Genomic DNA, 20,453 nt, shown 5'->3' on the forward strand with positions numbered 1-20,453 from the left:
CAGCACCATGACCGGTGACCGGGAGCGGCCGTACGTACTGGACCTGGACGCGGCGGAGGCCGACCTCGCCACCGTCGGCGGCAAGGGCGCGTCGCTGGCGCGCCTCGCGCGGGAGGGCCTGCCCGTGCCCGCCGGGTTCCACGTCACCACCGACGCGTACCGGCACCACGTCGACAGCCACGGCCTGCGGGAACGGATCGACGCGGCCCTCGCGGACGTCGATCCGGACCGTCCCGAGACCGCGGAGCGGGCGGCGGAACGGATCGGGGCGCTGTTCGCGCGGCACGAGCCGCCGGACGACCTCGCCGGGCCGATCCGCTGGGCGTACGCGGCGCTCGGCGACCGCTACCACCCGCTCGCGGTCCGCTCGTCGGCGACGGCCGAGGACCGGGCCGCCCGGTCCTCCGCCGGGCAGCACGACTCGTTCCTCGGAGTACGGGGCGAGGCGGCGCTGCTCGCGGCGGTTCGCGACTGCTGGGCCTCGCTGTGGACGGCCCGCGCGATCGGCTACCGGGCCCGCCACGGCGGCGGCGGGGCGGGCCCGTCGATCGCGGTGACCGTGCAGACGCTCGTCGCCGCCGAGTCGGCCGGGGTGATGTTCACGGTCGCGCCGGTCAGCGGCTCGTCCGACCAGGTCGTCCTGAACGCGGCGTGGGGCCTCGGCGACGCGGTCACCGGCGGCCGCGTCACGCCGGACGCGCTCGTCGTGGACAAGGAGACGGGCCTGGTCGCCGGGCGGCGCGTCAGCGAGAAGACCGTGATGTCGGTGCTCACCCTCGACGGGCTCCGGGACGAGCCCGTCCCGCCCGAACGGCGCGGGGAGGCCGTGCTGACGGCGGAGGCGGCCGGGGAGCTGGCCCGGCTCGGCGTGCGGATCGAGCGGTTGTACGGGCGCGGCGTGGACGTCGAGTGGGCGTGGGCGGACGGCCGCCCGTACGTCGTGCAGGCCCGGCCGATCACGTCCCGCACGGCGGAGAGGCCCGATCCGGGCGGCCACGCCACCGAGGTGTGGAACGACAGCCTGGCGGCCGACCGCCTGTGGTCGAGCGGCGATCTCGGCGAGGCGATCCCGGACGTGATGACGCCGTGCACCCGTTCGCTGGTCGAGATCTTCATGGCGGGGGCGATGGCGCCGTCGTCGCTTCCGGGCCTGCGCGCGTACGGCGTGATCGGCGGCCGTTTCTACACCGACCTCAGCATGGCCGCGGCGATCGCCCACGCGTTCGGCGCGAGGTCGCGGCTCGGCGCGCTGGAGCGCGACTACGGCAGGCTCCCGCCGGGGATGCGCGTCCCGCGCCCGCCGGTGTCGCGGCTCGACGTGATCCGCGCGCTCGCGCCCGCCGTGCTGGACGTCACGCGCCGCGTCCCGCTGAACCGGCGTCGGCTGCCCGCGTTCCTGGAGGAGTCGCCGGCCCGGTGCGACGCGCTGCGCGGCAGGTTCGCCTCGACGGACGACCCGCGCGACCTCGCGAACCTGTGGCGGGACGAGGTGCTGCCGTTCTTCACCGAGGCGTGCCACATGCTGGAGGCCGCCATGCGGCAGGACGGGCGCGCGCTGACGTCCGTCCCCAGGTATCTGGAGCGGCGCGCGGGGGAACGGGACGCGGACGCGATGCTCAGCGGCCTGCGGCACCCGCGCCAGCGGCTCGCGGCCCTCGGCCCCGTCACCGGCCTCGCGCGGGTCGCGCGCGGCGAGCTCGACGCCGGCGCGTACCTCCAAGAGTGGGGGCACCGGAGCCCGCACGAGTTCGAGGTGTCCACGCCCCGTCCGGCCGAGGACCCGGCCTGGCTGGACCGGCAGGTCGAGGCGGTCCGCGCGTCGGCCCGCGCGTCCGGGGAGGACGCGACGGACCTGTCGCGGCGGCAGCTCGACACGGCGCGCGCCGCGTGGGACCGGTTCAGGTCCCGGCGTCCGCGCCGGGTCGGGGCCGCGCGGCGGCGGGTCGGCCGGTACGCCAGGGCCGTGCACGACCGGGAGGCCGCGCGGTCGGAGGTCGCGCGCGCGTTCTGGGTGCTGCGCGCGTTCGTGCTGCGGGCGGGCGAGCTGACCGGACGGGGCGAGGAGCTGTTCCAGCTCACGATCCACGAGATCCTGGCCGTGCTCGGCGGGGACGACCGGCCGCTGGAACGGGTCGCGGTCCGTCGCCGCACCTACGACCGGTACCGGGCGCTGCCGTCCTACCCGCCGCTGATCCGCGGGCGCTTCGACCCGTTCGCCTGGGCGACCGACCCGGAGCGGCGCACCGACTTCTACGACGCGACCGGGCGGGCCGACCGGGCGGCGCGGGACCGCGAGGCGTCGAGCGGCGGGCTCGTCGCGGTGCCGGACGACGGCGGGTCGGCCGCGCAGTCCGGCGTGATGGGGTTCCCGGGCGCGGCGGGCGTCGCGGAGGGAACGGTCCGGGTGCTCGCCTCCCCCGAGGACGGCGACCTGCTGCGGCCCGGCGAGGTCCTCGTGACGGCGGTGACGAACGCCGGCTGGTCGCCGCTGTTCCCGCGCGCCGCCGCCATCGTGACCGACGTCGGCGGGCCGCTCTCGCACGCCGCGATCGTCGCCCGCGAGCTGGGCATCCCGGCGGTGGTGGGCTGCGGCGACGCGACGATGCGGCTGTCCACCGGCGACCGCGTACGGGTGGACGGCGAGCACGGCGCCGTCGATCCCGTCCGAGACCGCCCGCAGGACGCGGACCGTGCGCGCGAGCCCGGCGGCACCAGGGACGGCGCCGCGGGCGGCGCTACGGGCCGGGGGCGACGGCCGTCCACGGGAGGGTCACCTCGCCGAGGCGCCACCTCCGGCGGCCGCCGAGAGGCGCGCGGGTGACGACCGGCTGGACGCGGGCCAGCAGCGCCACCGCCTCGACCCAGCGGGCGCGCGGCCCGAACGCCGAGTGCGGCGCGGCCACCGCCCAGCACCGGTCGAAGTCGTTCAGCAGCGCGTGCACCCGCTCGCCCGGGACGTTGCGGTGGATCAGCGTCTTCGGGAGCCGTTCGGCCAGGTCGGACGGCTTGCCGAGGGACGCGGGCAGGGTCGCGAACGTGATCGTTCGGGGGCCGTCCCGGTCCAGCGCGACCCAGACGGCGCGGCGGCCGATCTCGTCGCACGTCCCCTCGACCAGGACGCCGCCGGGCGCGAGCCGTCCGCACAGGTCGTGCCACGCGCGCCAGGCCGCGTCCTCCTCGTACTGCCGCAGCACGTTGAACGCCCGCACCAGCACGGGCGGGCGGTCCACGGGCAACTCGAACCCGCCGCGCCGGAACGACAGGCCGTCCAGCCCGGCGCGTTCGGCGAACGCCCGGCCCGCCGCGACCCGTTCGGGCTCGATCTCGACGCCGGCGACCTCCAGCCCCGGCGCCACGCGCCGCAGCCGCCGGTAGAGCTCGACCGTGGTGATCGGGGACGCCCCGTACCCGAGATCGACGGCGAGCGGACGGTCCGCCGCCCGCAGCCGCCCGGCCTGCGTGGCGGCGATCCACCGGTCGACGCGCCGCAGCCGGTTGGGCGCGGTGGTCCCCCGGGTGACGGCCCCGAGGGGCTTCGCGATCCGACCCACCCCACGATTGTCCCGCGCGGCGCCCGCGCACCGGCCGTGATGTGACCGAATTCCGTTCGGCTCGGGCTTCTCTCGCGCGGGACTTGTTGGTTGGGTGGGGGCATGGCAGATCTCGAAGGACTGCTCGGCGACCTCGCCGCCGAGGGCGATGACCTGGAACGGCTCGTCGCGCCGCTGGACGCCGGGAGGTGGGCCGGGCCGACGCCCGCCGAGGGGTGGACGATCGCGCACCAGATCGCGCACCTCGCCTGGACCGACCGGCTGGCCGTCGTGGCGGCGACCGACGCGGACGCGTTCGCCGGGATCGTGGAACGGGCCATGACCGACCCGCGGTTCGTCGAGGACGGCGCGGCCGAGGGCGCCCGGGAGGACCCCGCGGACCTGCTGGAACGCTGGCGGTCCGGGCGGCGCGAGGTCGCCGCCGCGCTCGCCGCCGTCCCGCCGGGAACGCGGGTGCCGTGGCTCGGCCCGCCGATGAGCGCGCCGTCCATGGCGACCGCGCGGCTCATGGAGACGTGGGCGCACGGCCAGGACGTCGCCGACGCCCTCGGCGCGGAGCGCCCGCCGACCGCGCGGCTGCGGCACGTCGCGCACATCGGCGTGCGGACCCGCGACTTCGCGTTCCACAACCGGGGCCTCCGGCCGCCCGCGGACGAGTTCCGCGTGGCGCTGGCCGGGCCGGACGGCGAGGAGTGGACGTGGGGCCCGCCGGACGCGGCGCAGTCGGTCACCGGGCCCGCGCTGGACTTCTGCCTGCTCGTCACCCGCCGCCGCCACCCGGCGGACCTCGCGGTCACCGCGAACGGAACGGACGCCGCCGCGTGGCTCGGGATCGCGCAGGCGTTCGCGGGGCCGCCCGGCGCCGACCGCGCCCCGGCCGCGCCGGTGACCTGACAGCAGCGTTTGAGAGGTTGACCACTGTCCGGGCTGGTCAGGTTCGATTTCAGGCGATCTTGGACATGCTCTGGGTATGACAGTTCTCATCGCGTACGACGGATCGGAAGACTCCCGCACCGCCGTCGAGTACGCCGCGCGGCACATCAACCCCGAGCCCACCGTCGTCCTCACCGTGTGGGAGCCGCTGCTGACGCAGCTCTCCTGGGCGCCCCTCGCCGCCGCGACCCCCGTGACCACCGAGGTGCCCGGCGACAAGTTCGAGGAGGAGAGGCAGGCCGAGGGCCTCGCCCGGCAGGGCGCCGACCTCGCCGCCGCGGCCGGGCTCACCGACGTCACCCCGCGCGCGGAGCGCGGCAACGGGCCGGTCTGGGCGAGCATCGTGGACGTCGCCGACGAGCTGGACGCCTCGCTGATCGTGACCGGGTCGCGCGGGCTCGCGGGCGCCCGCTCCGTCCTGCTCGGCAGCGTCTCGACCCGCGTGCTCCACCACGTCCACCGCCCGACGCTGGTCGTCCCGCCCGCGAAGAAGGACTAGGGCCCGCCCGCCGAAGGGAGAGTGGCCGTCACCCCTCGCCGACGGCGCGTTCGAACGCCGCGCAGGCGTCGGAGGTGAACAGGACGAACCGCACGTCGGCGACCTTGGCCGGGGTGGCGCGCACCGTGCCGACCGCGATCCGGGCCGCGTCGTCCATGGGCCAGCCGTAGATCCCCGCCGACACCGCCGGGAACGCCACGGACGCGGCGCCGAGGTCGTCGGCGACGCGCAGCGACTCCCGGTAGCAGGAGGCCAGCAGGTCGGCGCGGTCCTCGGTGGGCGAGTAGACCGGTCCGACGGTGTGGATCACCCATCGGGCCGGCAGCTCGCCCGCGGTCGTCGCGACCGCCTGGCCGGTCGGCAGCCCGCCGCCGTAGTGCGAAGCGCGCAGCTTGCGGCACTCCTCCAAAATCGCCGGGCCGCCCCGGCGGTGGATCGCGCCGTCCACCCCGCCCCCGCCCAGCAGCGAGGAGTTGGCCGCGTTCACCACGGCGTCCACCCGCTCGGCGGTGATGTCGCCGCGGACCAACGTGATCTTCATCGTGCGCCCTCCCATGCCCCGGACCGCGCCCGTCCCGCCGTCCGGTGCAGGAGGCTATGCCTCGCCGGGACGGCCGCGAAACTCCCGATGATCAACGTCCGCGCGCGGCGCCCGCCCCGTCCGCCGGCCGCGCACGGAAAGGGACCGGCCGATTACGGACGGTCCCTTTTCCATGTCGTTCAGTCCTCGCCGATCAGTCCGTGCCGATCAGTCCGTGCCGATCAGTCCTCGTCCACCCGGTTCGAGAGGACGCGGCCCGTGCCGGCATCGACGGTCAGCTCGTGCTCCACGTTCTCGGCCGTCGTCACATCGACCTCCCAGGAGGTCTTCTCGAAGTCGACCGCCGTCACGGTGCCGGGCTCGGCGCGGGTCGCGGCCTTGGCGGCGCCCACGGCGTCGGTCTTGGCCGCGCGCAGCTCCGCCGCGTTCTCGCCGCCCTCCTTGTCAACGCGGTCGCCGTGGACGGCCGCCGTCTCCGCGTCCACGACGACCTGGCGCCACGAGCCGTCGCCGGCGAGCACGTCCGCCTCCCAGCGGCCGTGGTCGAGCTCCAGCTCCTCGATCTTGCCGGGCACCGCCTTGAGCACCGCGTCCGCGGCCTGCGCCAGGGAGACCCGGCCGGGGCGGGCGTCGTCGCCGTCCGAGCGCTCGCCGGACCGGGCGTCCCCGTCGGCGTGCGCCGCGGCTGCCGCGGCCGTACGGTCCGGACCGCTCCCGCCGGAGTGCGACGCGGTGGCGTACGCGGCCCCGCCGCCGGCCAGGGCGACGGCGCCGACGCCTGCGACGAGAAGTCCGCGCAACGATGTCTTCATGTGTTCCCTCCCAAGTCAGCGGGGTCGGACGACCCGCATGACCCCACCGTCCCGCGCTTTCCTGAGGACACCCTGAAGCGACCTGAAGCCGGTTTCAGGCTCGTCTGGCAGCCTGGACGCATGCGCCTGCTGATCGTCGAGGACGAGCGCCGCCTCGCGACGTCCCTGGCCCGCGGCCTCGCGGCCGAGGGGTTCGCGGTGGACGTCGCGCACGACGGCGTCAGCGGCCTGGACCGCGCCGTGGAGTGCGACTACGACCTGATCCTGCTCGACATCATGCTGCCCGGCATGCACGGCTACCGCGTGTGCGCGGAGCTGCGCGCCCTCGGCGACGACACGCCGATCCTGATGCTGACCGCCAAGGACGGCGAGTACGACGAGGCGGAGGGCCTCGACACCGGCGCCGACGACTACCTCACCAAGCCGTTCTCCTACGTGGTGCTGCTCGCCCGGATCCGCGCGCTGCTGCGCCGCCGCACGCGCGGCGGCGCGCCCGCGATCGTGCTCGGCGACCTCACCGTGGACCCGGCCGCGCGCCGCGTCCTGCGCGGCGGGACGGAGGTCGAGCTGACCGCGAAGGAGTTCGCCGTGCTGGAGCAGCTCGCCGTGAACGCCGGGCGGGTCGTGTCGAAGGCCCAGATCATCGAGCACGTCTGGGACCTGGCGTACGAGGGCGACCCCAACATCGTCGAGGTCTACGTCAGCGCGCTGCGCCGCAAGCTGGACGCCCCGTTCGGCCGCAGGTCCATCGGCACCGTGCGCGGCGTCGGCTACCGCCTCGCGGCCGACGGCGGCGCGGGGCGCGACGGGCGCGGGTGAGGGCGGGGCCGGGGATGCGGTTCGGGTCCGTCCGGGCGCGCACGACGGCCGGCGCGACGGCGGTCGTGGCGGTCGCGCTGGTCGTGGCCGGGCTGGTGGTCGTCCAGCTCCTGCGCGCCAACCTCGCGGGCCAGGCCGACCTGCGCGCCGAGGTGGCGGCCCGCGAGGTCGCCGCGCAGCTCGCGGGCGGGACGCCGTTCGGCAAGCTCGACCTGCCGGACGGCGACGACCATCCGGCGCAGGTCGTCGGCGACCACGGGACGCTGCTCGCGGCGAGCGACGACCTCAAGTCCATCACCGGTACCGGCACCTCGGCCGTACGGCCCGCGCCGTCCGCCTCGTCGACGTCGCGCCCGGACGGCGGCGGCGGCGACGATGACGATGACGACGACCCGAAGGACGATCCCGAACGCGGCGAGGTCTCGTCCGACCCCGACTACTCGACCGGGACGGCCGACGTGGACGGCCGCACGGGCGACTACCGGTTCGCCGCGCTGGAGGTCACCACGCCCGCGGGCCGCACGGTCACCGTCTACGCGGGCAGCGACCTGGAGGGCGCGCGCACGGCGGTCGGCGCGGTGGTGCGCGGGATGCTCGCCGGGCTGCCGGTGCTGCTGGTCGTGGTCGCGCTCGTGACGTGGCTGGTGACGCGGCGGGCGCTGCGCCCGGTGGACGCGATCAGCGCCGGGATGGCGGAGATCACCGGGTCGGGCGACCTCGCGCGCCGCGTTCCCGAGCCGGGGTCGCGGGACGAGGTGGCGCGACTGGCGGCGACCACCAACGCGACGCTCGCGGCGCTGGAGCGCTCGGTCGCGCGGCAGCGCGGGTTCGTGGCGGACGCCTCGCACGAGCTGCGCAGCCCGATCGCCTCGCTGCGCACGCAGCTCGAAGTGGCCGCCGCGCATCCCGAGCTGCTCGACCTGGACGGCGTGGTGGACGACGTCGTACGGCTCCAGCACCTCGCCGCCGACCTGCTCCTCCTCGCCCGCCTGGACGCGGGGGAACGGCCCGCGGGGAGCACGCCGGTCGCGCTCGGCGACGTGGTGCGCGAGGAGGTCGGACGGCACGCGGGCGCGCGCGTCCCGATCGAGACGCAGATCACGGCCGAACCGCTGGTCGCGGGCAGTGCGAGCCGCCTGTCGCGGGCCCTCGGCAACCTGCTCGACAACGCCGAACGCCATGCCTCGTCGGCCGTCCGGGTCACGCTGGACGAGCGCGGCGGGCAGGCGGTGATCCGGGTCACCGACGACGGACCGGGCGTCCCGCCGGACGAACGGGAGCGGATTTTTGACCGTTTTGTCCGACTTGATGCGGCTCGTGCCCGCGATGAGGGCGGCGCGGGACTCGGCCTGGCCATCGCGCGGGACCTCGCCGCCGCCCACGGCGGTACGCTCGTAGCGGGCGAGGCTCCGGGGGGCGGTGCGTGCTTCGAGATCCGGTTGCCCGCCGACCGGATCGGCTGAGCGGTCCGGCGCCCGCAGCCGTTTCGGCCGTCGCGAATGGGCACCGATTCCCCTGGCCGGGCGTGACCTGGCCGGTGAGTCTGCTTATCCTGCCGTCGAGACGGCCACACAATGGCGTGAAAGTCGTGGAGGTACCCCCTTGAAGATTCTCGTCGCCGGCGCCACCGGCGTTGTCGGGCGCCGGCTGCTCCCGTTGCTCGCCCAGGCGGGCCACGAGGTCGCCGGCACCACCCGCAGCGCGGACCGCGCCGGGATCGTCTCCGACCTGCACGCCACGCCCGTCGTGATGGACGCCCTGGACGCCGGGGCCGTCCGCGACGCGGTGGCCGCGCAGCGCCCGGACGTGATCGTCCACCAGCTCACCGACCTCAGCGGGGAGGACTTCGAGGCCAACTCGCACCTGCGCGTCGTCGGCACCCGCAACCTGGTCGACGCCGCGAAGGCCGAGGGCGTCGAGACCATGATCGCCCAGAGCATCGCCTGGGTGTACGTGCCGAGCGACGCCCCGGCCGTCGAGAGCGACCCGCTCGACCCGACGCTGCCGCCGTCCCAGGGCGTGATCGCGCTGGAGAACGCGGTCGCCGAGATGCCGCGGGGTGTGGTGCTGCGCTACGGCGCGCTCTACGGCCCCGGCACCTGGTACGCCAAGGACGGCGCGATCGCCGAGCGCGTGCGCGCGGGCAACCTGGCCCTCACCCCGGCCTGGACCTCGTTTGTGCACGTGGACGACGCCGCGTCGGCCGCGCTCGCCGCGCTGGACTGGCCGAGCGGCCCCGTCAACGTCGTCGACGACGAGCCCGCGACGACGGCCGAGTGGCTCCCGGTCTACTGCGAGGCGCTCGGCGCGCCGATGCCGGGCACCGCGCGGCACGCCGCCGCCACCGGACGCCCGGCCTCCAACGCCAAGGCGCTCGGGCTCGGCTGGAAGCCGCAGGTCCCGACCTGGCGCACGGGCTTCGCCGAGACCGCCTGACCCGTCCGCGCCGCCGTCCCGCGGGACCGTTCCGACCGGCTCCCGCACGCCCGCGCCCCCGGCCCGGCCCCGCCTTATCCGAACTGAAACGAGCGCTTGGCCAGCCCGAACCAGTAGCCGTCGATGACCGACCGGCGCCCGGCCGCCTCCCCGGGCCCGCCGGAGGGGGCGTCGGCGTCGGCGCCGAGCGCCACGAACAGCGGCGCGAAGTGCTCCGTCCGCGGGTGCGCGACGCGCGCCGCCGGGGCCTTCGTCCGGAAGTCGAGCAGCGCGTCGATGTCTCCGGCCGCGACGGCCCGTTCCGTCCAGTCGTCGAACTCCCGCGACCACGCGGGCGCGGGCGCGTCCGGCCCCGGGCTCATCTCCCGCAGGTTGTGCGTGGTGAAACCGCTCCCGACGATGAGAACGCCCTGATCGCGCAGCGGCGCGAGCCTCCGCCCCACCTCGAAGAGCCGTTCCGGCTCCAGCGTCGGCATGGACATCTGGAGCACGGGCACGTCGGCGTCCGGATACATCTCCACGAGCGGGACGTACGCGCCGTGGTCCAGCCCGCGCTCCTCGTCCTGGCGGACGCCCGGCAGCAGCGCGCGCACGTCGGCCGCCAGCCCCGGCGCGCCCGGCGCCTCGTACCGGACGGCGTAGTAGTGCCGCGGGAAGCCCCAGAAGTCGTAGACCAGCGGCACGGTACGGGTCGCGCCGACGGTCGGCGGCGCCTGCTCCCAGTGCGCCGACACCATGAGGATCGCCTCGGGCCTCGGCAGCCCGGCGGCCCAGCGGGCGAGCTGGTCCGTCCACACCGCGTCGTCGGCGAGCGGCGGCGCGCCGTGGCTGAGGTAGAGCGCGGGCATCCGGGTCATCTGGCCCCCCTGAACAGGTTGATCGTTCAATCATTATGCGCTCCGCCTCGGGCATGTACTATGAACGAACGTTCATGAACGCACGTTCATATCGGGAGGCTCCGTGCCGCAGATCGTCAACACCCACCAGTCCGAGGCGTGGAACGGCTACGAGGGCCGCCACTGGGCCGACCACCACGACCGGTACGACCAGGTCAACGGCGGCTTCAACGCCGCCCTCCTGGACGCCGCCGCGCTCACCGCCGAGGACCGCGTCCTCGACCTCGGCTGCGGCAACGGCCAGGTCACCCGGCTGGCCGCCCGCCGCGCCCGCGCCGCGACGGGCATCGACCTGTCCGGGCCGATGCTCGACCGGGCACGCGCGCTCGCCGCCGAGGAGGGCGTCGCGAACGTGACGTTCGAGCGGGGCGACGCGCAGGTCCACCCGCTGCCGGAGAGCACCGCGGCGATCAGCCGCTTCGGCGTGATGTTCTTCGCCGACCCGGTCGCCGCGTTCGCCAACGTCGCGCGCGCCCTGGTCCCCGGCGGACGGCTGGCGTTCCTCTGCATGACCGCGCTGGAGGGAACGGAGCTGGGCTCGGTCCTCGCCGCCATGGGCGAGCACCTCCCCCGCCCGACCGGCCCGGACGGCACCGGCCCCACCTCGTTCGCCGACCCCGACCGGACCCGCGCCGTCCTCACCGAGGCGGGCTTCACCGGCTTCGGCTGCGCCCGCGTGGAGGCCGAGGGCGTCTGGGGACGGGACGTCGCCGACGCCGCGGCCTTCCTGGGCGAATGGGGCCCGGTCAAGTACCACTGCGACCTCGCCGGACCGGAGGCCGCGGCCCGCGCCCGCGAGGCGCTCACCGAGGCGCTGCGCCCGTTCGAGCGGGAGGGCGCCGTCCGCCTGCGCGGCTCCGCCTGGCTCGTCACGGCCCGCCGGTGACCGCGTCCCGGCCTCCGGCGCCCGCGCCGCGGGGGGCCGGGCGCCGCCGCCCGCCCGCCGGACGCGGACGTCATTACGATGCGGGGTGATGTCACCTCGAAAAGCGGCCGCGCTGCGGGACGGCGGCGACCTGACCCTGCGCGATCACCTGATCGCCACCGCCGAGCGGATGATCGCGGCGCGGGGCACCGCGGGGCTGACCGTCCGCGCCATCGCGAGCGAGGCCGGCGTCGCGTCCGGGGTGCTCTACAACCACTTCGCCGACAAGGAGGAGCTCCTCGCCACGGCGCTGCGCGCGCACGTCCAGGCCGTCGAGCGCACGCTCGGCGCGCTGCCCGAGCCCGGCACCGCGACCGTCGCCGCCAACCTCCGGGCGCACGTCGCGTTCGGCCTGGACCTGCACCGGCGCATCATGCCCGCGTTCTCCGGACTGCTCGGACGGCCCGAGGTCCTCGCCCGGTTCGCCGCGGACAGCCTGCCGGGCGAGGAGTGGCGCCACCGGCTGGTCGCCTACCTGGAGGCGGAGCGCGACCTCGGCCGGCTGGCCCCCACCGCCCGCCCCGCCTCGGCCGCCTCCATGATCGTCGGCGTCTGCCACGAGGCCGTGCTGTCCGCGCTGCTGCACCGGGCGGACGCCCCCGGCGAACCGCCGCCCCCGGGCCCCGCCGACATCGACGGCCTGATCGCCACGATCCTCCACGGCATCGCCCCCTGACCTCGCCCGGGACCGGCGGTACGGCTGCTTCCGGATAATCCGGCACGGATCGAACGAGCTACGCTGGCCGCATGACCTCGATGGCACCCGCGCGCGGCGAATCGGACCTGTCGTTCCTGCTGGACCACGCGAGCCACGTCCTGCGGACCCAGATGACCGCGGCGCTCGCGGAGATCGGGCTGACGCCCCGGATGCACTGCGTGCTCGTCCACGCGCTGGAGGAGGAGCGCACCCAGATCCAGCTCGCCGAGCTCGGCGACATGGACAAGACCACGATGGTGGTCACGGTGGACGCGCTGGAGAAGGCCGGATACGCGGAGCGGCGCCCGTCCACCAAGGACAGGCGGGCGCGGATCATCTGGGTCACCGAGGAGGGCGCGCGGATCGCCGAGCGCAGCCAGCGGATCGTGGACGGCGTGCACGAGGCGGCGTTCGCCGCGCTGCCGGACGGCGAGCGCGCCGTGTTCGAGCGGGCCCTGACGCGCCTGGTCGAAGGCCACCTGTCCACGCCCGCCGAGGTTCCCCAGCCGGTCAGGCGAGCCCGCCAGGCTTAACCGTCCCGTACGGGATCGTCTACTACAAAACCATCTGCTAACGTCTCTCCTGTTCTTCCACGACAGGAGAGATTGCATGCCCACCTCCGAGAGCCCCCGGTCCCGCGCGCTCGCGCTCGCGGTGCTCTGCGCCGGGATGCTGATGATCATCCTGGACGGCAGCATCGTCACCGTGGCGCTGCCCGCCGTCCAGGCCGACCTCGGCTTCTCCCCGTCCGGGCTGACCTGGACGGTCAACGCCTACGTGATCGCGTTCGGCGGGCTGCTGCTGCTCGCCGGACGGCTCGGCGACCTGGTCGGGCGCCGCCGGATGTTCGTCGCCGGGCTCGCGGTCTTCACCCTCGCCTCGGTGCTGTGCGGCGTCGCGGCGAACCCGGCGACCCTGATCGCCGCCCGGTTCCTCCAGGGCGCGGGCGGCGCGATGGCCTCCGCGGTCAGCCTCGGGATGATCGTCACGCTGTTCACCGAGCCGCGCGAGCGGGGCCGGGCCATCGGCGCGTACGCGTTCACCGGCGCGTCCGGGGCCTCCATCGGGCAGGTGCTCGGCGGGGTGCTCACCGACGTGCTGAGCTGGCACTGGATCTTCTTCGTCAACCTGCCGATCGGGCTGGCCGCCGGGCTGCTCGCGCTGCGCGCCCTGCCCGCCGACCGCGGCCTCGGGCTGCGCGCGGGCGCCGACGCGCTCGGCGCGCTGCTCGGCACCGCCGGGACCATGATCGGCGTGTACGCGATCGTCCAGGCGTCGGGCCACGGCTGGACCTCGGGCCGCACGCTCGGCCTCGCCGCCGCGTCCCTCGCGCTGCTCGCCGGGTTCGTCGCCCGGCAGGCGACCGCGCGGAGCCCGCTGCTGCCGCTGCGCGTCCTGCGCTCGCGCAACGTGTGGGGCGCCAACGCGATCCAGATGCTGATGCTCGCCGCGATGTTCAGCTTCCAGGTCATCGTCGCGCTCTACATGCAGAACGTGCTCGGCTACGGCGCGACCGGCACCGGCTTCGCGATGCTGCCGGCGGCGGTCGCGATCGCGGCGTTCTCCCTCGGCCTGTCGGCCAGGGCCGTCGCCCGCTTCGGGGAGCGCGCCGTCCTGCTCGCCGGGCTCGGCCTGCTGCTGGCGGGCCGCCTGCTGCTCGCCCGCGTCCCCGTGGACGGCGCCTACCCGCTCGACCTGCTGCCGGTGATGCTGCTGACCGGCGGGTTCGGGCTCGCGATGCCCGCGCTGACGGCGCTCGGCATGTCGGGGGCCAGGCCCGAGGACGCGGGCGCCGCGTCCGGGCTGTTCACCACCACGCAGCAGATCGGCGCCGCGGTCGGCGTCGCCGCGCTGTCCACGCTCGCCGCGACCCGCACCGGGCGCCTGCTCGGGGAGGGCCGCCCGTCGCCGGAGGCGCTGACCGGCGGCTACCGCCTCGCGTTCGAGATCGGCGCCGGGCTGCTCGCCGCCGCGATCGTCCTCGCGGTGGTCGTGCTGCGCCGTCCCGCCCCGCCCGCGGCGGGGCCCGCCGCGCCGCGGGCGGATCGGGCCGGGCGGGACCAGCGGGTCAGTGCGGGATGACGCAGAGGATGAGGGGGAGGCCGGCGATGACGGGGACGGCGACGGTGGCGGCCACGCGGGTGGAGCGCCGCACCGGAGCGGGCTCCAGCAGCCGGTTGACCCGCGCCATCACCGGGATGTCGTCGTGGGAGGCGACGCCGAGCGTGCCGCTCGGGACGGCGGCCGGGCGGGCGGCGGCGAACCGCAGCAGGGCGGTCGCCAGCTCGCGCGGCGGCCGGTCGCGCCGGGCGCGGTCGTCGGCGGCCATCTCGATCAGCAGCTCGACCGCGTCGAGGCACCGTCCGACCAGCCGGAACTGCGGGAAGACCTGGCGCAGCGAGGTGAACGGCAGCAGCACCAGGTCGTGCCGCTCGCGCGCGTGCGCGCGCTCGTGCGCGAGGACGGCGGCCAGCTCGGCCGGGTCGAGCAGGGCGAGCGTGCCCGCGCTGACCACGACCTTGGACGAGCGGACGCCCGGAACGCAGTAGGCCGCCGCGGCCGGGTGGTCGAGGACCAGGGTGCCGGGGACGGCGGAGTCGCGGCGGGAGACCAGGGCCAGCAGCGCGCGGTGCCGGTGCCGGGCGCGGACGACGCGCAGCACCGCGTACATCAGCATGGCCAGCAGCACGGCGGTGAGGCTGACGGCGGCGAGCAGCGCGGCCATGTGCGCGGCGCCGAGCCGTCCGGCCTGGTCGGCGAGCAGTCCGGGCAGCCCGCCCGCGATCCCCTTCTGGTAGGGGAGCAGGGCGAGGCCGAGCAGCGTGCCGATGGTGGCGATGCCCCAGCCGAGGCCGAGGGCCTGCCAGAGGGCGATCCCCGTGCGCGGGGTGCGCCAGGTCCACCGGGCCCTCGACAGGAAGTGCGCCCCGCCTACGGTCCCGAGCGAGATCAGTGCGAGCAGGGCGGTGCCGGTCATGCGGGTGGCTCCTTGCTCGTGAGGCCGGCCAGGGCCTGGCGGATCACGTCGGCCTCGTCCTGCGAGACCGAGCGCACGAAGTGAGCCAGCGCGGCGTCGCGGTCACCGGTCTCGGCCAGCGCGCCGAGCATCAGCTCGGTGACGTACCCCTCGCGGCTCGCGACGGGATCGTACCGCCATGCGCGGCCGTCGCGCTCGCGCTCCAGGAAGCCCTTCTTCGCGAGCCTGTCGAGAACGGTCATGACCGTAGTGTGCGCCAGATCGCGGTCGCCCGCGAGCGCACGGCTGACGTCGCGCGCCGTGGCCGCGCGGCGGCCGGCGTCCTTCCGCGCCCAGAGGACCTCCATGACCGTGCGTTCAAGCTCTCCCAGACCCTTCACGACAGCCAGGTTAACCGATCTGAGAGACAGATCACCACGCCGGGTAGTACTACACGCTTAAGTACTACAGCTCGTAGTACTACGTTGGGTCGTATGAGCACCGTCGCGCTCCTCGCCGACGCGGTCGCCGCCGCGTCCCCCGCCGCCGGGCCCCTCGCGGACCCCGGTCACGGCGCCGCGTCCCCGGCCGACTTCATGGCCGCCCGCCAGCAGATGGCGTTCACCCTCGGGTTCCACATCGTGCTGGCCTCGATCGGCATCGGCCTGCCCGCGATCACCCTGCTCGCCGAGTGGCGCTCCCTGCGCACCGGCGACCCGGTGTACGCCGAGCTGGCCCGCCGCTGGATGAAGGCCGCCGGGGTGCTGTTCGCCGTGGGCGCCGTCTCCGGAACCGTCCTGTCGTTCGAGATGGGCACGCTGTGGCCCGGCTTCATGGACAAGTACGGGCAGGTCTTCGGCGCCGCGTTCGCCCTGGAGGGCATCGCCTTCTTCATCGAGGCGATCTTCATGGGGATCTACCTGTACGGCTGGGACCGGCTCTCGCCCCGCGCACACTTCGCCACCGGCATCCCGGTCGTCGTCGCCGGGCTGCTGTCGGCCTCGTTCGTCCTCACGGTCAACTCGTGGATGAACCAGCCGCGCGGCTTCAAGCTGGTGGACGGCAAGGTCACCGACGTGGACCCGCTCGCCGCGATGTTCAACCCGGCGACGCCCGTCCAGGCCGTCCACCTGATCCTCGCCTCGCTGATGGTCTGCGGGTTCATCGTCGCGTCCGTCTACGCCGTCGCGCTGCTGCGCGACCACCGCGCCGGGCGCGTGGACCGCTACCACCGGCTCGGCTTCGCGATCCCGTTCTCGCTCGGCGCGGTCTGCGCGCCGCTCCAGGTGGTCGTCGGCGACTGGGCGATCCGGTTCGTGCACGACAACCAGCCCGCGAAGTTCGCGGCGATGGAGGGCGTCGAGCACACCGAGGCCGGCGTGCCGTTCCGGTTCGCGTTCTTCGAGATCCCGAACGCGCTGTCGCTGATGCTGAAGTTCGACGCGCACGCCACGCTGCGCGGGATGGACGCGATCCCCGAGGACGTCCGGCCGCCCGCCGAGGTCGTCAAGACGTCGTTCGAGATCATGATCGCGCTCGGCGTCGCGCTGCTCGCGCTCGCCGCCTGGTGGGCGCTGGCGTGGTGGCTGCGCCGCCGCGCGGCGGGCCGCGCGGGCGAGCTGGGCCGCCGCCGCGACCTGCCCTGGAAGCCCTGGTTCCTGCGCACCGCCGCGCTCGCCGGCGTCGCCGCCGCGATCGCGATGGAGGCGGGCTGGACGACCACCGAGGTCGGCCGCCAGCCGTGGATCGTGTACGGCGTGATGCGCACCGAGGAGGCCGTCAACCCCAACCCCGGCCTGCGCTGGGGCCTCTACATCGTGCTCGCGGTCTACACCGTGCTCGCCGTCGCGACGATCAGCGTCCTGCGCCGGATGCGGCGGCGTCCCGAACCCGCCCTGCCGTCCGGCGGCGACGCGCCCGAGCCGTCCGCGCCGACGGACGAGGCACCCGCCGAGGGAACGCGTTCGCGCGAAGTGAGGAGCGGGCGATGAGCTACGCCGACATCGCGCTGGGGCTGATCCTGCTGGGGCTGTCCGCGTACCTGCTGTTCGGCGGGGCCGACTTCGGCGCCGGGCTGTGGCACCTGGTGTCGCGCCGCCGCACGGACAAGGACGTGATCGAGCACGCCATGGGCCCGCTCTGGGAGGCCAACCACGTCTGGCTGATCTTCGTGATGGTGCTGACCTGGACCGCGTTCCCGCCGATCTTCGCGGACGTGACGGCGCGGCACTGGGTCCCGCTGTCGCTCGCGGCGCTCGGCATCGTCGGACGGGGCAGCGCGTTCGTGTTCAGCAAGGCCGTCCCGGACCGGAGCCGGTACCGGTGGGTCTTCGGCGTCTCGTCCGTCCTCACCCCGTACTGCCTCGGCGCGGTCGCCGCGGCGGTCGCGACGGGCGAGGGGTCCTGGCTCGGCGCGGCCGGGGTGTACGGCGGGGTCCTCACCACCGCGCTGTGCGCCTACCTCGCCGCCGTCTACCTGATCTGGGACGCGCGGCGGCTCGCCGACGACGGCGCGGCGCTGCGCTTCCGCGGCTACGCCCTGCTGTCGGGGGCGGCGGTCGGGCTGTTCGCCCTGCCCGGGGCCGCCGCGCTCGGCGTCCACTCGCCGCTGATCCTGCTGTCGGCCGCGGCCGGGCTCACCTCGCTCGTCCTCATCGTGCGCCGCGCGTACCTCGCCGTACGGGTGACGGGCGCGCTCGCGGTCGTGACCGTCCTGTGGGGCGCCGCGGAGATGGCGGGCCTGGACCTGGACGCCGCCGCCGCGCACGACGCCGTCCTCCAGGTCGTCTTCGCCGCGCTCGGGGTGGGCGCGCTGATCCTCGTCCCGTCCATGACGTGGCTGTTCGTGCTGTTCCAGCGCGCCGCGCCGAAGCAGCGGCCCTAGACCGGGCGGCGTGCCGGGGTCACGGTCGGCAACCTCCCCCGGCACGCCGCTCTCGTTCCTCTCGCGGACGGCCCGTTCAGCGGACGGGCCGTTCAGCCGATGGAGGTCAGTTCGAGCTGCTCGGGCGCGGGCCGGGTCGGCGGCGGCTCGGGCGGGCGCGGGCGGCCCCGGCCCGGCCACCACCAGTTGGCGTGGCCGAGCAGGCTCATCAGCGCCGGGACGAGCACCAGCCGCACGATCGTGGCGTCCACCGCGACCGCGACGGCGAGGCCGAGCGCCATCATCTTCACCGTCGGGTCGGGCTGCGGCACGAAGCTCGCGAACACGAAGATCATGATGAGCGCGGCGGAGGTGATCAGCCGGGCGGTGGCGCCGATCCCGATCACCACGCTCTCGTGCGGGTCGCCGGTGCGCTCGTACTCCTCCTTGATCCGCGACAGCAGGAACACCTCGTAGTCCATCGACAGCCCGAAGATCAGCGCGAACATGAACAGCGGCACGAACGACATGATCGGGATGGCCTGGTCCACGCCGAGCAGGGTGATCCCCCAGCCCCACTGGAACACCGCCGTCACCACGCCGAACGACGCGCCGATCGACAGCAGGTTCATCAGCGCGGCCTTCAGCGGCACCACCACCGACCGGAACGCGGCGATCAGCAGGACCAGCGCGACGCCGACGACCGCGACCACCACGGTCGGCATCCGGTCCCCGACCGTGTCCGCCAGGTCGATGATCGCCGGGTTCTCGCCCCCGAGGTACACCTGCGCGCCCGGCTGCGTCGCCCGTACGGCCGGGATGTCGTTGTCCCGCAGCCGGTGCACCAGCTCGGTGGTCTCCTCGGCGTGCGGCGCCCCGGCCGGGACGACCTGGAGCGTCGCGGTCGTCCCCGTGACGACGGGCTCGGCGACGAACGCCACGCCGGGCACCTCGCCGATGCGCTGCTTCAGCCGCTGCGCGAGGAGCGTGGCGCGCTTGTCCGGCTTCTTGGTCATGTCCGGCATCCCCTTGATCCGGGGGATGCCCGGCTCCGCCTCGCGCTTCGCGTCCGGCTCGGCGGACGGCTTGACCGCGCCGGGCTGCGGGCCGCTGAGCCCGCTCAGCCCGTCCGCGCCCTTGATGACGGGCAGCCCCCGGTCGGCGCCGTCCTTCTCCTTCGGCTTCTTGCCCTTCTTGCTCTTCTTGGTCTCCTGCTTGACGCGCCGTTCGGGCCCGGGGACCTTCGCGACCACGACGAACGGGCTGTAGTGCCCGGCTCCGAACTCCTTCGCGACGACGTCGTACGCCTGCCGCGACGCCATCTTGGGCGACGCCGTGCTGTCGGACATCACCCCGAACCGCAGGCTGAGCGTCGGGATCGCGAGCGCCAGCAGCACGAGCGTGGCGACGATCGCGTACGGCCAGGCGTGCCGGTCCACGTGCCGTCCCCACGCCGTCCACCGGTCGGACGAACGGTCCGGACGCACGCGGGGCAGCCGGTAGCGGTCGATGCGCGTGCCGAGCGCTCCGAGGATCGCGGGCAGCAGCGTCAGTGCGGCGAGCACCATCAGCGCGACGGCCAAGGCGGACGCGGCGCCAATCCGTCCGATGAAGTCGATCCCGGACAGGAACAGGCCGCAGATCGCGAACACGACCGTTCCGCCCGCGAACACGACCGCGTGCCCCGAATGCGCCATCGCCCGTCCGACGGCGGTCTCGACGTCGTCGCCCGCCGCGAGCTGCTGGCGGTAGCGCGTCACGATGAACAGCGCGTAGTCGATGCCCGCGCCGATCCCGAGCATCGCCGCGACCATCGGCGCGGTCGGATGCATCTCCAGCAGCGACGCCGAGAAGTGGATCGCCGAGTAGGCGACGACCATCCCGCACAGCGACACCACGATCGGGATGCCCGCCGCGAGGAACGACCCGAACGCCAGCAGCAGCACGACCACCGCCAGCACGATCCCGACGCCCTCCTGCGGGCCGCCCTTCGGCTGGTTGAGGATCATCGACACGATCCCGCCGAACTTGACGTCCAGCCCGGCCATCCGCGCGGGCTCCACCGCGTCGTTCAGCGCGTCGAGGTCCGCGGTGCCGACGTCGCCCATCGTCCCGGCGAAGTTGATCCGCACCACGACGGCGTCGTGGCTCTTCATCCCGCCCATGCCCTGCACGTACGGGTTCTCGGCGAACGCCACGCGCTTCAGCTCGGTGATGTTGCCGATCGCCTTGCCGACCTCCAGCGCGACCCGCCAGTCCCCCGGGCTCGCCTGGTCGGTCGCGCGGAACACCACGGTCGCCGTCGGCCCCGTCATCGCCGGGAAGTCCTGCCGCAACGTGTCGATGGCGCGCTGGGTCTCGGTGCCCGGCAGCGTGCTCTGCTGGACGAACATGCCGCCGTGCGTCACCCCGAGCACCGCCGTGCCGATCATCACGACCAGCCAGACCTCGAACACCGTACGCCGCCGCCGCACACAGATACGGCCCAGCATGTCGAGGAATCGCGCCATATCCGGCAGAAAAAC

At 74.9% G+C, this 20,453-nt stretch carries 19 protein-coding genes; 12 read left to right on the top strand and 7 right to left on the bottom strand.

Annotated features, from left to right (window positions below):
• Nucleotides 1–7: 7 nt before the first annotated feature.
• Complete coding sequence (locus tag GEV43_RS10485) at nt 8–2,821, top strand: PEP/pyruvate-binding domain-containing protein (RefSeq protein ID WP_160820513.1); 2,814 nt, start codon at nt 8–10, stop codon at nt 2,819–2,821.
• Here the strand turns inward: GEV43_RS10485 and GEV43_RS10490 are convergent.
• Nucleotides 2,736–3,542 carry a class I SAM-dependent methyltransferase gene (locus tag GEV43_RS10490; RefSeq protein WP_160824443.1) on the bottom strand — a complete coding sequence of 269 codons (807 nt, stop codon included), beginning with the start codon at nt 3,540–3,542 and terminating at the stop codon, nt 2,736–2,738. The genes GEV43_RS10485 and GEV43_RS10490 overlap by 86 nt on opposite strands.
• Nucleotides 3,543–3,653: 111 nt before the next feature.
• On the opposite strand from GEV43_RS10490, the gene GEV43_RS10495 reads away from it, so the two are divergent.
• Together GEV43_RS10495 and GEV43_RS10500 are read left to right on the top strand one after the other, a co-directional pair.
• Nucleotides 3,654–4,445: a TIGR03084 family metal-binding protein gene (locus GEV43_RS10495; protein ID WP_160820514.1), complete on the top strand. Its 792-nt coding sequence runs from the start codon at nt 3,654–3,656 to the stop codon at nt 4,443–4,445.
• 76 nt (nt 4,446–4,521) lie between these two features.
• Nucleotides 4,522–4,983, top strand: a complete 462-nt coding sequence (locus GEV43_RS10500) for a universal stress protein (protein ID WP_160820515.1) — start codon at nt 4,522–4,524, stop codon at nt 4,981–4,983.
• 28 nt (nt 4,984–5,011) lie between these two features.
• Here GEV43_RS10500 and GEV43_RS10505 read toward each other — a convergent pair whose 3' ends face one another.
• Together GEV43_RS10505 and GEV43_RS10510 are read right to left on the bottom strand one after the other, a co-directional pair.
• Nucleotides 5,012–5,524: an O-acetyl-ADP-ribose deacetylase gene (locus GEV43_RS10505; RefSeq protein ID WP_160820516.1), complete on the bottom strand. Its 513-nt coding sequence runs from the start codon at nt 5,522–5,524 to the stop codon at nt 5,012–5,014.
• A gap of 221 nt (nt 5,525–5,745) precedes the next feature.
• On the bottom strand, nt 5,746–6,336 hold the full coding sequence (locus tag GEV43_RS10510; protein ID WP_160820517.1) for a PepSY domain-containing protein: 591 nt from the start codon (nt 6,334–6,336) through the stop codon (nt 5,746–5,748).
• A gap of 120 nt (nt 6,337–6,456) precedes the next feature.
• On the opposite strand from GEV43_RS10510, the gene GEV43_RS10515 reads away from it, so the two are divergent.
• The 3 genes from GEV43_RS10515 to GEV43_RS10525 all read left to right on the top strand — a co-directional run bounded on the left by GEV43_RS10515 (nt 6,457) and on the right by GEV43_RS10525 (nt 9,591).
• The gene (locus GEV43_RS10515; RefSeq protein ID WP_160820518.1) at nt 6,457–7,155 is read left to right on the top strand and encodes a response regulator transcription factor; all 699 of its coding nucleotides are present in this window, start codon (nt 6,457–6,459) and stop codon (nt 7,153–7,155) included.
• Nucleotides 7,156–7,169: 14 nt separating this feature from the next.
• A complete protein-coding gene (locus GEV43_RS10520) occupies nt 7,170–8,618 on the top strand; it encodes a cell wall metabolism sensor histidine kinase WalK (RefSeq protein WP_160820519.1) in 1,449 nt (482 codons plus the stop codon).
• 139 nt (nt 8,619–8,757) lie between these two features.
• Nucleotides 8,758–9,591 carry an NAD(P)-dependent oxidoreductase gene (locus tag GEV43_RS10525; protein WP_160820520.1) on the top strand — a complete coding sequence of 278 codons (834 nt, stop codon included), beginning with the start codon at nt 8,758–8,760 and terminating at the stop codon, nt 9,589–9,591.
• 74 nt (nt 9,592–9,665) lie between these two features.
• Here the strand turns inward: GEV43_RS10525 and GEV43_RS10530 are convergent, their stop codons facing one another.
• Nucleotides 9,666–10,439 carry a dioxygenase gene (locus tag GEV43_RS10530; RefSeq protein ID WP_160824444.1) on the bottom strand — a complete coding sequence of 258 codons (774 nt, stop codon included), beginning with the start codon at nt 10,437–10,439 and terminating at the stop codon, nt 9,666–9,668.
• Between the two features lie 112 nt (nt 10,440–10,551).
• Between GEV43_RS10530 and GEV43_RS10535 the strand changes: the two genes are divergently transcribed.
• The 4 genes from GEV43_RS10535 (at nt 10,552) to GEV43_RS10550 (ending at nt 14,191) form a co-directional block, all read left to right on the top strand.
• A complete protein-coding gene (locus GEV43_RS10535) occupies nt 10,552–11,373 on the top strand; it encodes a class I SAM-dependent methyltransferase (protein WP_160820521.1) in 822 nt (273 codons plus the stop codon).
• An 88-nt stretch (nt 11,374–11,461) separates the two neighbouring features.
• The gene (locus GEV43_RS10540; RefSeq protein WP_160820522.1) at nt 11,462–12,088 is read left to right on the top strand and encodes a TetR/AcrR family transcriptional regulator; all 627 of its coding nucleotides are present in this window, start codon (nt 11,462–11,464) and stop codon (nt 12,086–12,088) included.
• 71 nt (nt 12,089–12,159) lie between these two features.
• Nucleotides 12,160–12,642 carry a MarR family winged helix-turn-helix transcriptional regulator gene (locus GEV43_RS10545; protein WP_160820523.1) on the top strand — a complete coding sequence of 161 codons (483 nt, stop codon included), beginning with the start codon at nt 12,160–12,162 and terminating at the stop codon, nt 12,640–12,642.
• Between the two features lie 76 nt (nt 12,643–12,718).
• Nucleotides 12,719–14,191, top strand: coding sequence for an MFS transporter (locus GEV43_RS10550; protein WP_160820524.1), 1,473 nt, complete (start codon nt 12,719–12,721; stop codon nt 14,189–14,191).
• On the opposite strand, the gene GEV43_RS10555 is transcribed toward GEV43_RS10550, so the two are convergent.
• A complete protein-coding gene (locus tag GEV43_RS10555; RefSeq protein WP_160820525.1) occupies nt 14,178–15,086 on the bottom strand; it encodes a M56 family metallopeptidase in 909 nt (302 codons plus the stop codon). The two genes, GEV43_RS10550 and GEV43_RS10555, sit on opposite strands and share 14 nt — an antisense overlap.
• On the bottom strand, nt 15,083–15,466 hold the full coding sequence (locus GEV43_RS10560) for a BlaI/MecI/CopY family transcriptional regulator (RefSeq protein WP_160820526.1): 384 nt from the start codon (nt 15,464–15,466) through the stop codon (nt 15,083–15,085). The genes GEV43_RS10555 and GEV43_RS10560 overlap by 4 nt, the downstream gene beginning before the upstream one ends.
• Before the next feature lie 93 nt (nt 15,467–15,559).
• On the opposite strand from GEV43_RS10560, the gene GEV43_RS10565 reads away from it, so the two are divergent.
• Nucleotides 15,560–17,056 carry a cytochrome ubiquinol oxidase subunit I gene (locus GEV43_RS10565; RefSeq protein WP_241682851.1) on the top strand — a complete coding sequence of 499 codons (1,497 nt, stop codon included), beginning with the start codon at nt 15,560–15,562 and terminating at the stop codon, nt 17,054–17,056.
• Nucleotides 17,053–17,949, top strand: coding sequence for a cytochrome d ubiquinol oxidase subunit II (locus GEV43_RS10570; protein ID WP_160820527.1), 897 nt, complete (start codon nt 17,053–17,055; stop codon nt 17,947–17,949). The genes GEV43_RS10565 and GEV43_RS10570 overlap by 4 nt, the downstream gene beginning before the upstream one ends.
• A 92-nt stretch (nt 17,950–18,041) precedes the next feature.
• Here the strand turns inward: GEV43_RS10570 and GEV43_RS10575 are convergent, their stop codons facing one another.
• Nucleotides 18,042–20,420, bottom strand: coding sequence for an MMPL family transporter (locus GEV43_RS10575; protein ID WP_160820528.1), 2,379 nt, complete (start codon nt 20,418–20,420; stop codon nt 18,042–18,044).
• Between the last annotated feature and the right edge of the window lie 33 nt (nt 20,421–20,453).

The organism is Actinomadura sp. J1-007, from assembly GCF_009793335.1.
Classification (GTDB): Bacteria; Actinomycetota; Actinomycetes; order Streptosporangiales; family Streptosporangiaceae; genus Spirillospora; species Spirillospora yumaensis.

Coding starts and splice junctions, on each gene's coding strand:
- GEV43_RS10485 (WP_160820513.1), top strand. CDS start 8: ATGACCGGTGACCGGGAGCGGCCGTACGTACTGGACCTGGACGCGGCG.
- GEV43_RS10495 (WP_160820514.1), top strand. CDS start 3,654: ATGGCAGATCTCGAAGGACTGCTCGGCGACCTCGCCGCCGAGGGCGAT.
- GEV43_RS10500 (WP_160820515.1), top strand. CDS start 4,522: ATGACAGTTCTCATCGCGTACGACGGATCGGAAGACTCCCGCACCGCC.
- GEV43_RS10505 (WP_160820516.1), bottom strand. CDS start 5,524: ATGAAGATCACGTTGGTCCGCGGCGACATCACCGCCGAGCGGGTGGAC.
- GEV43_RS10510 (WP_160820517.1), bottom strand. CDS start 6,336: ATGAAGACATCGTTGCGCGGACTTCTCGTCGCAGGCGTCGGCGCCGTC.
- GEV43_RS10515 (WP_160820518.1), top strand. CDS start 6,457: ATGCGCCTGCTGATCGTCGAGGACGAGCGCCGCCTCGCGACGTCCCTG.
- GEV43_RS10520 (WP_160820519.1), top strand. CDS start 7,170: ATGCGGTTCGGGTCCGTCCGGGCGCGCACGACGGCCGGCGCGACGGCG.
- GEV43_RS10530 (WP_160824444.1), bottom strand. CDS start 10,439: ATGCCCGCGCTCTACCTCAGCCACGGCGCGCCGCCGCTCGCCGACGAC.
- GEV43_RS10540 (WP_160820522.1), top strand. CDS start 11,462: ATGTCACCTCGAAAAGCGGCCGCGCTGCGGGACGGCGGCGACCTGACC.
- GEV43_RS10545 (WP_160820523.1), top strand. CDS start 12,160: ATGACCTCGATGGCACCCGCGCGCGGCGAATCGGACCTGTCGTTCCTG.
- GEV43_RS10550 (WP_160820524.1), top strand. CDS start 12,719: ATGCCCACCTCCGAGAGCCCCCGGTCCCGCGCGCTCGCGCTCGCGGTG.
- GEV43_RS10555 (WP_160820525.1), bottom strand. CDS start 15,086: ATGACCGGCACCGCCCTGCTCGCACTGATCTCGCTCGGGACCGTAGGC.
- GEV43_RS10565 (WP_241682851.1), top strand. CDS start 15,560: ATGAGCACCGTCGCGCTCCTCGCCGACGCGGTCGCCGCCGCGTCCCCC.
- GEV43_RS10570 (WP_160820527.1), top strand. CDS start 17,053: ATGAGCTACGCCGACATCGCGCTGGGGCTGATCCTGCTGGGGCTGTCC.
- GEV43_RS10575 (WP_160820528.1), bottom strand. CDS start 20,420: ATGCTGGGCCGTATCTGTGTGCGGCGGCGGCGTACGGTGTTCGAGGTC.